The 12,300-nt window shown below is 70.9% G+C and carries 12 protein-coding genes and 1 tRNA gene; 4 read left to right on the forward strand and 9 right to left on the reverse strand.

Going from position 1 to position 12,300, the window contains the following annotated elements; all coding sequences use genetic code 11:
• Positions 1–15: 15 nt before the first annotated feature.
• The gene (locus KDK95_RS06140; RefSeq protein WP_212517034.1) at positions 16–1,101 is read right to left on the reverse strand and encodes an ABC transporter ATP-binding protein; all 1,086 of its coding nucleotides are present in this window, start codon (positions 1,099–1,101) and stop codon (positions 16–18) included.
• Between the two features lie 236 nt (positions 1,102–1,337).
• On the opposite strand from KDK95_RS06140, the gene KDK95_RS06145 reads away from it, so the two are divergent.
• Together KDK95_RS06145 and KDK95_RS06150 are read left to right on the forward strand one after the other, a co-directional pair.
• Positions 1,338–1,410: transfer RNA gene (locus tag KDK95_RS06145), tRNA-Thr, on the forward strand.
• Between the two features lie 192 nt (positions 1,411–1,602).
• Positions 1,603–2,184, forward strand: coding sequence for a Chromate resistance protein ChrB (locus KDK95_RS06150; RefSeq protein ID WP_212517035.1), 582 nt, complete (start codon positions 1,603–1,605; stop codon positions 2,182–2,184).
• Positions 2,185–2,362: 178 nt separating this feature from the next.
• On the opposite strand, the gene KDK95_RS06155 is transcribed toward KDK95_RS06150, so the two are convergent.
• From KDK95_RS06155 to KDK95_RS06175, 5 genes are read right to left on the reverse strand one after another with little or no spacing between them, the layout of a single operon-like run.
• On the reverse strand, positions 2,363–2,572 hold the full coding sequence (locus KDK95_RS06155; RefSeq protein WP_212517036.1) for a hypothetical protein: 210 nt from the start codon (positions 2,570–2,572) through the stop codon (positions 2,363–2,365).
• Between the two features lie 2 nt (positions 2,573–2,574).
• Positions 2,575–3,351, reverse strand: coding sequence for a COG4280 domain-containing protein (locus tag KDK95_RS06160; protein WP_212517037.1), 777 nt, complete (start codon positions 3,349–3,351; stop codon positions 2,575–2,577).
• Complete coding sequence (locus KDK95_RS06165) at positions 3,348–4,571, reverse strand: ABC transporter ATP-binding protein (RefSeq protein WP_212517038.1); 1,224 nt, start codon at positions 4,569–4,571, stop codon at positions 3,348–3,350. Before KDK95_RS06165 ends, KDK95_RS06160 begins: the two co-directional genes overlap by 4 nt.
• Entirely contained in the window at positions 4,568–6,322 is a 1,755-nt protein-coding gene (locus KDK95_RS06170) for an ABC transporter permease (RefSeq protein ID WP_212517039.1), read from the reverse strand. The genes KDK95_RS06165 and KDK95_RS06170 overlap by 4 nt, the downstream gene beginning before the upstream one ends.
• A gap of 6 nt (positions 6,323–6,328) precedes the next feature.
• Positions 6,329–7,405: an ABC transporter substrate-binding protein gene (locus KDK95_RS06175; protein WP_212517040.1), complete on the reverse strand. Its 1,077-nt coding sequence runs from the start codon at positions 7,403–7,405 to the stop codon at positions 6,329–6,331.
• A gap of 206 nt (positions 7,406–7,611) precedes the next feature.
• Here KDK95_RS06175 and KDK95_RS06180 point away from each other — a divergent pair, with 206 nt between their 5' ends.
• Positions 7,612–9,252 (forward strand): phytoene desaturase family protein, encoded by a 1,641-nt coding sequence (locus KDK95_RS06180; protein ID WP_212517041.1) that lies wholly within the window; start codon positions 7,612–7,614, stop codon positions 9,250–9,252.
• A gap of 80 nt (positions 9,253–9,332) precedes the next feature.
• On the opposite strand, the gene KDK95_RS06185 is transcribed toward KDK95_RS06180, so the two are convergent.
• The 3 genes from KDK95_RS06185 to KDK95_RS06200 all read right to left on the reverse strand — a co-directional run bounded on the left by KDK95_RS06185 (position 9,333) and on the right by KDK95_RS06200 (position 11,564).
• Positions 9,333–9,728 (reverse strand): VOC family protein, encoded by a 396-nt coding sequence (locus KDK95_RS06185; protein ID WP_212517042.1) that lies wholly within the window; start codon positions 9,726–9,728, stop codon positions 9,333–9,335.
• A 31-nt stretch (positions 9,729–9,759) separates the two neighbouring features.
• Entirely contained in the window at positions 9,760–10,989 is a 1,230-nt protein-coding gene (gene ispD / locus KDK95_RS35565; RefSeq protein WP_249160424.1) for a 2-C-methyl-D-erythritol 4-phosphate cytidylyltransferase, read from the reverse strand.
• Positions 10,990–11,057: 68 nt separating this feature from the next.
• Entirely contained in the window at positions 11,058–11,564 is a 507-nt protein-coding gene (locus KDK95_RS06200) for a CarD family transcriptional regulator (RefSeq protein ID WP_212517043.1), read from the reverse strand.
• Between the two features lie 338 nt (positions 11,565–11,902).
• Here KDK95_RS06200 and KDK95_RS06205 point away from each other — a divergent pair, with 338 nt between their 5' ends.
• Positions 11,903–12,208 (forward strand): hypothetical protein, encoded by a 306-nt coding sequence (locus KDK95_RS06205; RefSeq protein ID WP_212517044.1) that lies wholly within the window; start codon positions 11,903–11,905, stop codon positions 12,206–12,208.
• Positions 12,209–12,300: the final 92 nt, after the last annotated feature.

Here is a 12,300-nt window from a genome sequence, read left to right on the forward strand (position 1 = left end):
GATCTGCTCCGCTTACTACGAGATACGGGCGCCGCTACCCGACGCGAAGACGTGCGTCTCGCCGGCCTTCGGCACGACGTACAGGTCCTCGCCCTTGGCCGGGGTGTTACGCGCGTCGACGCGGACGATCACGTCGACGTCCTTGCCGTTGGCCTTGGCGGTGCCGTAGGCGAAGGCGTCGGCGCCGAGCTCCTCGACGACGTTCACCTGCACCTTGATACCGCCCTGCGATCCGTCCGTCTGCAGGTCGAAGGACTCGGGCCGGACGCCCACGGTCACCGTGGAACCCTCGGCGCGGGCCAGCGTCTCGCGGTCGATCGGCACGATGGCGCCGTCGAAGTCCACGCCGCCGTCCGCGATCGGGGCCTCGATCAGGTTCATCGCCGGCGAGCCGATGAAGCCCGCGACGAAGACGTTGGCCGGCTTCTCGTACATGGCGCGCGGGGTGTCGCACTGCTGCAGCAGGCCGTCCTTGAGCACCGCGACGCGGTCGCCCATCGTCATGGCCTCGACCTGGTCGTGCGTGACGTAGACGGTCGTGATGCCGAGGCGGCGCTGCAGCGAGGCGATCTGGGTGCGGGTCTGCACACGCAGCTTCGCGTCCAGGTTCGAGAGCGGCTCGTCCATGAGGAAGACCTTCGGCTCACGCACGATCGCGCGGCCCATCGCGACACGCTGGCGCTGACCGCCGGAAAGCGCCTTCGGCTTGCGGCCGAGGTACTCGGTGAGCTCGAGCAGCTTCGCCGCCTCCTCGACCTTGGCCCGGATCTCCGCCTTCGGCGTGCCCGCGATCTTCAGCGCGAAGCCCATGTTGTCCGCGACCGTCATGTGCGGGTAGAGCGCGTAGTTCTGGAAGACCATCGCGATGTCGCGGTCCTTCGGCGGAAGGTTGGTGACGTCCCGCTCACCGATGCGGATCTCGCCGGAGGTCACCTCCTCCAGGCCGGCCAGCATGCGCAGCGAGGTGGACTTGCCGCATCCGGAGGGCCCGACGAGCACCAGGAACTCGCCGTCCTGGATGTCGAGGTTGAGCTTGTCGACGGCGGGCCGCTCGGCCCCCGGGTAGACGCAGGAAGCGTCTTCGTAGATGACACCAGCCATGGTGAGGTACACCCTTTCAACCGGCAGGAACGTGCCGGACGATCCGAGTTGGAAGGTCATGGCCCGCGTACGCCGATGAGGAGGCGAAGCGGACCTTACGTGACCGTATAGTCTTACGATCCTTTTGCCAAGAGGCGCGCCCAGCCCTATTCGGCTGTCCGCACCCCCCGGCTCCCGGTACCATGGCAGCGGCCCGCCCACGGCACAACCGCCGCCCGCGGCCGACAACCGCATCCGCCGGCGTGGCGCAATTGGCAGCGCACCTGTCTTGTAAACAGGTGGTTAGGGGTTCGAGTCCCCTCGTCGGCTCTCGCTTCCAGCCCTGGTCGATCGACCGGACTCCGGCTCTGCAACGAGAGCCCCGGACCCAACCAGAGCCCCGGGCCCCAGCGAGCTCGTCCTCGACGTGTTCGGGTACTGCCAGTAAACGGTGAGTGAAGGGGCTCGCGGGGCGCCTCCGGCGAGCCCCTTGCCGCGTCCGGATGCGGCAGACTGGAGTGCGTGACCGACGAAACGCCGGGGCAGGCCGCGGCCGCGCCCACCGCAGCGGACGGGTCCTCGTGGCTGGTCCTGATCTACCGCATCCCCTCGGAGCCGACGCGGCTGCGCGCCACGGTGTGGCGGCGGCTGAAGGGGCTGGGGGCCGTGTATCTGCAGAACTCGGTGGCGGCGCTGCCGGCCGGGACGGCGGCGGAGCGGGCGCTGCGGAAGCTGCGGCGGGAGATCCTGGAGATGGGGGGCACGGCGCAGCTGCTGGCGTCGCAGGCGCTGGCCGGGCAGCAGGACATCCTGGCGGTCTTCCAGGCGGCTCGGGACGACGAGTACGAGGAGATCGTCGACAAGTGCCAGGACTTCCACGGGCAGCTCCAGAAGGAGTACGACGCGGGGCACTACACGTACGCCGAGCTGGAGGAGAACGAGGAGGACCTCGTCAAGCTGCGCAACTGGCTGACGAAGATCACCGAGCGGGACGTGTTCGGGGCGCCGCGGCGGGCGGCCACGCTCGAGGCGCTCGCGTCCTGTGAGCAGGCGCTGGAGGAGTACGCGGCTCGGGTTTACGCGGAAGAGGCAGAGGGGCACTGAGGGGCGGCCTGGCACGGCATCGGGACAGCATCGAGACTGCATCGGGACGGCCTCGTACGAGGACGCCGTAGATACGGCATCGGGGCGCCATCGAGGCGCCGGCATACGGCATGACGACGGGTCAGGGGCGCCGACTTCAGGTCGGCGCCCCTGACCCGTCTGAGATACCGCTGCGCGGTCAGCGCTTCCTGGCGCTCCAGAGGCTGACCGGGAGGATCACGGCCACGGCCGCGGGCATCAGCCACCAGGCGGCGACCGAGGTCTTGGACAGGCCGAAGGTCGCCAGCAGCGCGAGCAGGACGACGACGGCCACCCGCCAGTCGTCGCCGACGACGAAGTCGTACCAGAACGCGCCGAAGTCCTTCAGGCGCTTAACCACGGTGTTCATCCCTAGGCTCCCATCAGCTCGGACGCGGGCGACGGCTCGGCCGCGCGCGGGGCGCTGCGCCACAGCACGGAGACCCACACCAGCGCGTAGACCGCGACGCAGGGGGCGATGACGAGCAGCGCCGCGTCGTCGCCGGGCCAGTGCGCGTCGGCGCCCTCGGCGCCCCAGAACATGCCGAAGCTGGTGAGCATCACGCCGACCACGAACTTCATCGTGTTCTCGGGGACCTTGGCCAGCGGCGCCCTGATCGCGAGGCCGACGGCGACGACCAGGACGACGGCGATCGCCGCTGCCAGGGCGGCCAGCGGGACGTCGTGCGCGTTGGCGCCGAAGGTCAGGACGATGAAGACGACCTCGAGGCCCTCGAGCAGCACGCCCTTGAAGGACAGCGTGAACGCGTACCAGTCGGGGACGGAGAACCTGGTCTGCGCCTGGGCCGACTTGGCCGCGGCGAGTTCGCGGGCGAAGATCGCGTCCTCGTCGTGCAGGTCCTTGTGGCCGCTGGCCCGCAGCACCGCCTTGCGCAGCCACTGCAGTCCGAAGATCAGCAGCAGGCCGCCGACCACCAGGCGCAGCGCGCCGAGCGGGATGGCGGTGACGGCGGGGCCGAGCACGGCGGTGATCACGGCGAGCACGGCCAGACCGGCGCCCACGCCGTAGCCCGCGGACTTCCAGTCGCGGGCCGTTCCGGCGGCGAGCACGATGGTCACCGCCTCGACCGCTTCTACCGCGCAGGCCAGAAACACGGCGGCGAACAGTGCGCCTCCGGTGCCGGTCATTCGGTGACTCCTTGGTTGATCGCGGCGGATTCCTGGCCCGCCGTAACAGTTGTTACTTCGTCATCGTAACTGATCTGGGCCGCGTCGTTAAGCGGGAAGGCGATGCAACCTGTGGGATCCAGTGAAAGCCTCGCGTGCGTGCCGCGGGCCCACGGGCGGGCCGAGAAGACCGAGGTGAGATGACGGTCCCCGCACGCGATGACGTGGTCGTATCCGCGGCCGCGGTAGGCGACGTCGATCACGGTGCCGGAGACGCTGCCGGAGAGGCTACCGACGGACGACGCGGCGGCGTCGGCGGCGTCAGCGGCGTCGGCGGACTCGTCGAACGCGGGCGCGGCGGGGCGGATCAGCACGCGCACGGCGTCGCCCGCCTTCAGCGCGTGCGCCGACCTGGCCTGCACCCGCCAGTCGCGGACCTCGACGACGTAGAAGTCGTCCGGTTCGCGGCCGACGACGGTGCCGGTCAGCTCGCCGCTCAGGCCGGTGAATCCCGCCACGAACGGCGTCGCGGGCCGGTGGTAGAGCGTCTCCGGGTCCGCGAGCTGGACCAGGCGGCCCTGGTCGAGCACGCCGATCATGTCGGCGAGCGCGAAGGCCTCGGCCTGGTCGTGGGTGATGTACACGGCGGTCGCACCGGACTGGCGGGTGAGCGTGGAGATCTCGACGCGCAGCCGCTCGCGCAGGTCGGTGTCCAGGTTCGACAGGGGCTCGTCGAACAGCAGCAGTCCCGGCTGGGCCACGATCGCCCGGGCGAGCGCCACGCGCTGCTGCTGACCGCCCGACAGCTCGTGCGGGTAGCGCTCGGCGAGGCCGGCGAGGCCGACCCGCTCAAGGGCCTCCATGGCCCGGGCCCTGGACTGATCCGCCGCCAGTTTCCGCCGCTTGAGGGCGTATCCGACGTTGCCGAGGGCGCTCAGGTGCGGCCAGAGGGCGTAGTCCTGGAAGACCATCGCGAGGTCGCGCTGCTCTGGCGGCACGTGCGTGCGCGGGGCGCTCACCAGGCGGTCGCCGATGCGCAGTTCACCCTCGTCGAGCCGTTCGATCCCGGCCAGCGCGCGCACGAGGGTGGTCTTGCCGGAGCCAGAGGGGCCGAGCAGCACCAGGAAGCGGCCGGCCTCGACCTCCAGGTCGACCCCGGCCAGCGCGCGCACGGCGCCGTACCGCTTGCCGGCCCCGACGAGCGATACGCGGTGGCCGCCCCGATCATCGAGACTGTTCATGACGTCCTTCCCAGTCGACGCCAACCGGCCGGTGCGACCAGTTGGAAGATGCCCCACACCAGGCCGATCACGGCCAGCGCGGCGAGCACGGCGATCACTTCCATGGCCGTGCCGCCGGCGTAGTCGTACGTCGACAGCGCCCGCTCGATGCCCACCGAGACCGTCGGGTCGTTCGGCGGGTAGAGCAGCTGCGAGACCGGCAGTTCCAGCAGCGTGCCGCCGAAGGTCAGCGACCAGGCGGACAGCAGCGGCCGGGCGAGCAGCGGAAGCATGACGCGCAGCCAGGAGCCGGCCGCGTTCGAGCCGTGCACCCGGGACGCCTCGCGCAGCGACTCCTGCACCTGGCCGACACTGCCGAACAGCACGCGCGAGGCGGCGGGCAGCGACGTGGCTATGTAGGCGAGCACGAGCAGCGTCGTCGTCATGTAGAGGTGGATGCCGGCGTCGTTCACGATCGGCAGGTTGTACGTGAAGATGTAGCCGGCCGCGAACACGATGCCGGGCAGCGCGACGGCCGTGATCAGCAGCAGGTCCAGCATCCGCGCCGATCTGCGGCCGTGCCGGGAGGTGAGCAGCCGGGCCACGACGAGGCCGATGAGCACGGTGACCGTCGCGGTGATCGTCGCCAGCAGCGCCGAGTACTCCAGCGGCTGGTAGAGCGCGGGCGATGTCAGGGCCCTGGTGTAGTTGCCGAAGCTGAAGTTCGCCCCGCCTTCGAGGGTGCCGAGGCCCGTCATCAGCGACGCCGAGATGGCGCCGAAGGTCGGCACGCCGAGGCAGAGCATGAACAGCAGCACCATCGCGGCGAGCGTGCCTATCGTGCCGGGCCTGGACAGCTCGCGGCGGCGCGCGGGCCGGGCGCGTCCGCCGAGCACCCGGTAGCTGCGGTTGCGCAGCGCGGCGTGCTGGGCGAGCAGCGCGAGGCCGGCCATCGCCAGCAGGATCCAGCCGACCGCGGCGGCCACCGGGAACTGCACCGGGAAGTTGTCCACGGCGCTGTAGAGCTCGAAGGTGGCGACCGGGAAGTGCGCGTCGTTGGCCAGCGTCGAGGCGACGCCGAAGTCGCTGATCGACTCGGCGAACACGATGGCCAGCGAGGACCAGATCGCCGGGGCGAGCAGCGCGGCCACGGTGCGGGTGACGGACCACCTGCCGCCGCCGTGCACGCGCACCGCCGCCTCGAACTCCTCGCCGAGCCCGCGCAGGCCGGCGGAGATCGCGAGGTACGCGAACGGGATGCCCTTCACCGTCAGCACGCCGATCACGCCGACCGGTCCGAACAGCAGGCCGCGGGCCACGCTGTCCGGCACGTGCAGCAGATCGAGTACGCCGGAGGGCTCGAGCAGCCGCTCCCAGCCGAGCGCGATCAGGTAGGAGGGGACGAGCAGCAGCGCGAACATGCAGCCGGACCACAGCCGTCGCCCCGGCACGCGGGTGCGCTGCACGATCCAGGCCACCGCGAAGCCGACGATTGCCGAGAGCGCCGCGGTGACGACGCCGATGAGCAGCGTGTCGGCGATGCCCTGCAGCATCGGGCCCTGGAACGCGCCCTGGAAGCTGCTCAGGGCGAACCACTGCGTCCCCTGGTCGAACAGCCTCGGGCTGAAGGCGACCAGCAGGAACAGCAGGATCGGCAGCAGCAGGATCGCCGCCACGAGCAGCCAGAACAGCGCGAACGGCGCCTTGCGCGCCCAGCCGGCCACCGCGCGGGTCCGCGCGGTGGCCGGTGCGACTAGCGTGGTCACGGTCATCGGTGGTTACTTGATGTTCTCGTCGAAGTAGGTGTTGACCTGGGTCTCCAGCGGACCCCAGTAGGACGGGTCGATGCGCTGGTAGGTGGCCGGCATGGTGCCGATGTCCTTGACCGGCTCGATTCCGGGCACGATCGGCCAGTAGAGCGAGTCGCCCGTCGGGTCGCCGGTCTGCATGACGGCCTGGCCGGCGGCGGACAGCACGTACTGGACGAACTTCTCAGCCTCCTGCTGCACCTTGGCCGAGGCGCCCTTGTCGATGCCGATCACGCCGGGCAGCAGCGTGGTGGTGCCCAGGTAGACGACCTTCGGGTCGTAGTTCGCGCTCTTCTTCGCGGTGGCGACCTCGCCGGCCGCGGCGGAGGACTGGATCAGGCCGTAGTCGATCTGGCCGGTCTCCAGCGCGTGCAGCGTGTCGCCGTTGGTCGGGTGCACCTGCAGGCCGTTGGCCTTGAGCTCGGAGAGGTACTTCTCGCCCGCGGCCACGCCGCCGGACTCGCCGCCCAGCTCGTTCATCAGGCCGGCGATCAGCGGGTAGGTCGGGCCGGACTGCGACGGGTCGTTCATGCCGACCTTGTCCTTGTACGCGGCGCCGAGCAGGTCCTGCCAGGTCTTCGGAACGGCGGTGACCTTCGCGGCGTTGTAGATCAGCGCCGGCACGGCGGTGGTGCTGACCGGGCTGTAGGCGTGGTCCGAGGGGACCAGGGTCTCGCCCGCGGACGTCAGCGTGACGCCGGGGTTGTAGTCGAGCAGCTGGCCCTCCTTGTCGAGGGTCGCGAAGGCGGTGTCGCCGTCGACCCAGAGCAGGCCCCACTGCGGGTTGTTGCGCTCGGCGCCGACCTTGGCCAGCAGCGGTCCGGTGCTGTCGTCGTCCAGCGAGACGGGGATGCCGGTCGCCTTGGTGAAGGCCTTCGTCACCGCCGAGTCATAGCCCTGCGAGGAGTACACGACCAGGGTGACGTCGCCGCTGCCGCCTGACACGGAGGACGCGTTCGAGGAGCTAGAGCAGCCGGCCAGGGTGCCCAGCGCGAGGGCACCGGCCACGGCGGCACCGAACGCCGGCCGTCGGGTCCACGAGTTCATCAAGATCTCCAGCTGTAGTCATGAGCGAGATGTAACGACCGTTAGAGATGCTGAATGACAGAACTGGAATCGGAGCGGGCAGCGGGTGTCCTCCCGGTGAACAGACGACTGCTACCGGGGAAGCCACGCCGGGAGCGATCAACGGCTACCCGGTGGGGAACGGGGCATATAACGTGGAGACACTGACCGTTCGGACGGGAGTGCACATGGCAGATGCCGCTGACGGGCGCGAGCTCAGTGCCACTGACGCAGGGTTGAGTGCGCCGGAGGAGACCGATGTGGTCGTCCTCGGCGCCGGGCACAACGGGCTGGTGACCGCCGCGTATCTGGCCAGGTTCGGGCTCCGGGTGACGGTTCTGGAGCGGCTCGACCACGTCGGCGGCGCCGCGGTGAGCGAGCAGCTGTTCCCGGGGATCGAGGCCCGGCTTTCCGCGTTCTCCTACCTGGTCGCGCTGATGCCGTACGCGGTGGTCCGCGACCTCGAGCTCGACGTCGAACTGCGCTCCCGGCCGGTCGCCTCCTACACCCCCGTGCTGCGCGACGGCCGCGACGACGGCCTGCTGGTCGAGCGCAGGCCCGGCGCGGCGACGGTGGACTCCTTCCGCCGGATCACCGGCTCGGACCGCGACTGGCAGGCCTGGCAGCGCTTCTACGACCAGATCGGCAAGGCGGCCAAGGTCATCGCGCCCACGCTGCTGGAGCCGATGCCGGGCAAGGGCGTCGTGATGAAGGCCGTGCGCGAGGCGTGCGGATCGTCCTTCTGGAACGAGTTCATGGAGGAGCCGCTCGGCACGATCGTCGACCGCACCTTCGAGGACGACGACGTGCGCGGCGTGGTGCTCACGGACGCGCTGATCGGCACTCAGACCTACGCGTACGATCCGACCCTCATTCAGAACCGCTGCTTCCTGTACCACGTGATGGCCAGCGCGTCCGGAGAGTGGCGGGTGCCGATCGGCGGCATGGGCGCGGTGACCGGCTCGCTGGAACGCGCCGCGGTCAAGGCGGGCGCGGTGATCCGCACGAGCGCCGAGGTGACGTTCGTCGAGTCCGACGGACGGCGTGCCAGCGTGCTGTATCGGACCCCCGACGGCGAGCACAGGATCGACGCGAAGTACGTCGCCGCCAACGTCGCGCCGCCGGTCCTCGCGCGTCTGCTCGGCAACGACGGCGCGCCGCCACCCGAGGGCAACCAGCTGAAGGTCAACCTCGTCGTCGACCGGCTGCCCCGGCTGCGCAGCGGGATCACCGCGGAGACGGCGTTCGCGGGCACGTTCCACGTCGACGAGTCGGCCGGCCGGCTGGCGGAGGCGTATCAGGAATCGGAGTCCGGGCGGCTGCCCGACCCGCTGCCCTTCGAGGCCTACTGCCACACGCTGACGGACCGCACGATCCTGAGCCCTCAGGCGGCGCGCAGCGGCATCCATACGATCACACTGTTCGGCCTGCACACCCCCGCGCGCCTGTTCAAGGAGGAGGGCACGAAGGACCGTGCCGTGAAGCTCGCTCTCGCGGGCCTCAACAGGTACCTCGCGGAGCCGATCGAGGAATGCCTCACGCTCGACGCCGACGGCAAGCCGTGCATCGAGGCGCTCAGCCCGCTCGACGTCGAGGCCAGGCTCGCGATGCCGGGCGGCCACATCTTCCACGGCGACCTGTCCTGGCCGTGGGCGACCGGCAGCGGCGTGGCGGGCTCGTGGGGTGTGGAGACCCAGATCCCGAACGTCGTGATCTGCGGCTCGGGCGCACTGCGCGGCGGCGCCGTCAGCGGCGTCCCCGGCCGGGCCGCCGCGCTCAGCATCGTCGCGCAGATTCAGCGCACGCGCGGCAGACGCCTGATGCGCTAGCCGGACGATCCGCTGGCCCGGCCGATCCGCTGGCCGGGCGAATCCGAGTCGGACGATCCGCTGGCCGGCCGATCCGCTGGTCAGCGCGGGAATCGTTGCAGTGGCGAGGCGTCCCCGACCGACCAACGGTGGCCGAACGGATCGGTGAAGCCGCCTTGGCGGTGCGTTCCCCACGGCACCTCGTGGTCCTCGACGGCCGCGCCCGCGGTGGCTCCGGCGGCGACGGCGCGCTCGACGAACGAGTCGGGGTCGTCGGCGAACAGCTCGATGCGCGTGCTCGTCGCCCCGGCCTGCGCGGGACTGGTCTCCGTGGGATTGCGCGGGTTCACCTCGTGCAGGAAGAACGGCGCGCCGTCGATCTCCAGACCGGCGACGCCGCCGAGGTTCCACAGTTCCCGGGCGCCGAGCGCGCTCGCGTACCAGGCGAGCGCGCGGGTGGCGTCCGGGACGATGAGCATTGCCGAGATCGCGGTCACCGCTCCAGCATGCCGGACGAAACCCGGTTCGTCAGCTCACCGGGAAGACGATGGCCGTGGCGATTCCGGTGAGGCCCTCGGCGCGGCCGGTGAATCCGAGCCCGTCGGTGGTGGCGGCGCTGAGCCGGACGGGCGCGCCGACGGCCTCGGCGAGGACGGCCTCGGCCTCGGCGCGGCGGGGGCCGATCTTCGGGCGGACGCCGACGACCTGGACGGCCACGTTGCCGATGACGAATCCGGCGGCTCGCACGCGGCGGGCGGCCTCGGCGAGCAGGACGGTGCCCGCGGCGCCCTTCCACTCGGGCTCGGCGGTGCCGAAGTTGGAGCCCAGGTCGCCCAGGCCCGCGGCGGAGAACAGGGCGTTGCAGGCGGCGTGGCAGACGACGTCGGCGTCGGAGTGGCCGAGCAGGCCGTGCTGGCCCGGCCAGTCGAGACCGGCCAGCCGCAGCGGACGCGGTTCGACCTCGACGTCCTGCTCGGTGGCGAAGGCGTGCACGTCGACGCCGATGCCGACCAGCGGGACGACGGGGTTCATCTGCGGCTCCTCACGCCTGTTCAGCACGGCCTCGGCCAGCACCAGGTCGAACGGGGTGGTGACCTTGAAGGCCTCCACGTGCCCGGGGATCATGGTCACCGGCTCGCCGAGGCTCTCGACCAGACCCGCGTCGTCGGTGGCGTCGTGGCCGGCCGCGGCGTGCGCGCGGGTGAGCGTGTCGCGGCTGAAGCCCTGCGGGGTCTGCACGGCGCGCAGGCCGCTGCGGTCGACCGTCTGCCCTACGGCGGGGAACTCGGCGGGGTCCTCGCCCGGCACCGCGGACTTGATCGTGTCGGCGACCGGGAGCACCGGGATCACCGCGGGATGGCCGGACCGGACCGCATCGACCACGGCCGCGACGGTGGCCGGCGGGGTCAGCGCGCGGGCGGCGTCGTGCACCAGGATCACGTCGTAGCCCTCGGCGGGCACGGCGGCCAGCGCGAGCGCGACGGACTGCTGGCGGGTGGGACCGCCGGGGACGATCGTCACCGGGCCGAGCCCGGCGAGCATCCGGCGCACCTCGGCGACGCCCTCCTCGGAGGGCGGGGCCGCGACGACGACGAGGTCCACCCGCCCGGACGCGAGCAGGCCGCGCACCGCGTGCAGCAGGATGGGCTCGCCGCCGATGGCGCGCAGCGCCTTGGGTGCTCCGGGGCCGAGCCGCTCGCCGCGCCCGGCCGCCGGAACGAGCGCGGCGGTGCGCGCGGGAGTGGACTCGGTCGCCATGAGGGTCACTGTAACCGCTGTGAACCGCGGCGATCGATCAGAGCGTCGAACGCGATCGGAAAGGGGTCTTAAGCCTTGGTCGCGGGGTTGGCCTGGGAGGCCAGCACCTCGTCCAGGATGTGCTCGGCCTTGTCCTCGTTGGTGCACTCGGCGAGCGCGAGCTCGCTCACCAGGATCTGGCGGGCCTTGCCGAGCATCCGCTTCTCGCCGGCGGACAGGCCGCGCTCGCGGTCGCGCCGCCACAGGTCGCGCACCACCTCGGCCACCTTGATCACATCGCCGGAGGCGAGCTTCTCCAGGTTGGCCTTGTAACGACGAGACCAGTTCGTCGGCTCCTCGGTGTACTCGGCGCGCAGCACCTCGAACACCCGGTCGAGCCCGTTCTGATCGACGACGTCGCGGACGCCGACATACTCGACCTTGTCGGTGGGAACCATGAGCGTGAGATCGCCCTGGGCGACCTTCAGCCGGAGATAGGGCCTTTCCTCGCCCTTGACGATCCTGGTCTCGATCGCCTCGATGAGCGCGGCCCCGTGATGGGGATAGACGACGGTCTCGCCAACCTTGAACGTCATGTGATGCGTACCCCTTCCGTGGGTAACCAGGATAACACGGTTCAGGCTGATTCTGAAGGGCGTTTGCCCAGGTCAGATAGGTGATGCCCACTTGACAAGCGTTCCGCGGCCGTACTCGCCCCTGGTCAGCGCGGCGTGGCGGGCGTTACAGCCTGCCCAAGAATCTTGCTCTCAACCGCCGCCCCGGCGTGAATTCGCCCGCGCAAGGCGTGCGCCCGCGCGGGTTTCACCGAACCCGGAGCGGCAACAACTCTGGGCAAGCGCGACTTGCGGGCGCACAATGACTCGTACCAGCGCAGCGTGGACTGGCGGCCTCTCGCAGGTGGGGTGATGGATCAGTGGATTCGAGCAGCGACTATTCCTCTTCGTGGGACGCGGCCCATGAAGATCCCGAGGCGGCGATCGTCGGCCATTGGCCCGACGGCACCGCGATCACCGAGGCGCAGCTGCGCGCCCCGGCCGACCCGCGGGAGCTGACCTCGGACCGGCGGCGCGTCCAACGCGAGCAGCGCTGGGCCAGGCGCCGCTCCCGGATGACCCGCGGTCTGCGCTCGCTCGGCTCGCCGCGCGGCGTCATCGCCACGCTGCTCGCCGCGGCGCTGCTGGCGGCCTCGCTCGTCGGCGCCCTCGGCGCGGTCCGCTGATCGGCGCGGTCCGCTGATCGGGCGACGCGCCGGGCGAACGGTGAGAACAAGGATGAACCGGGTGAGGCGGGGCGGCGGGCGCCGCCCCGCAC

The sequence above is a fragment of the Actinospica acidithermotolerans genome (genome assembly GCF_018139625.1).
Classification (GTDB): Bacteria; Actinomycetota; Actinomycetes; order Streptomycetales; family Catenulisporaceae; genus Actinospica; species Actinospica acidithermotolerans.

Bases quoted from the DNA above. Each gene is read 5' to 3' on its own strand.
- KDK95_RS06160 (WP_212517037.1), bottom strand. From the start codon at position 3,351: ATGACCGGCACCGGAGGCGCACTGTTCGCCGCCGTGTTTCTGGCCTGC.
- KDK95_RS06140 (WP_212517034.1), bottom strand. From the start codon at position 1,101: ATGGCTGGTGTCATCTACGAAGACGCTTCCTGCGTCTACCCGGGGGCC.
- KDK95_RS06200 (WP_212517043.1), bottom strand. From the start codon at position 11,564: ATGACGTTCAAGGTTGGCGAGACCGTCGTCTATCCCCATCACGGGGCC.
- KDK95_RS06155 (WP_212517036.1), bottom strand. From the start codon at position 2,572: ATGAACACCGTGGTTAAGCGCCTGAAGGACTTCGGCGCGTTCTGGTAC.
- ispD (WP_249160424.1), bottom strand. From the start codon at position 10,989: ATGGCGACCGAGTCCACTCCCGCGCGCACCGCCGCGCTCGTTCCGGCG.
- KDK95_RS06170 (WP_212517039.1), bottom strand. From the start codon at position 6,322: ATGACCGTGACCACGCTAGTCGCACCGGCCACCGCGCGGACCCGCGCG.
- KDK95_RS06175 (WP_212517040.1), bottom strand. From the start codon at position 7,405: ATGAACTCGTGGACCCGACGGCCGGCGTTCGGTGCCGCCGTGGCCGGT.
- KDK95_RS06180 (WP_212517041.1), top strand. From the start codon at position 7,612: ATGGCAGATGCCGCTGACGGGCGCGAGCTCAGTGCCACTGACGCAGGG.
- KDK95_RS06165 (WP_212517038.1), bottom strand. From the start codon at position 4,571: ATGAACAGTCTCGATGATCGGGGCGGCCACCGCGTATCGCTCGTCGGG.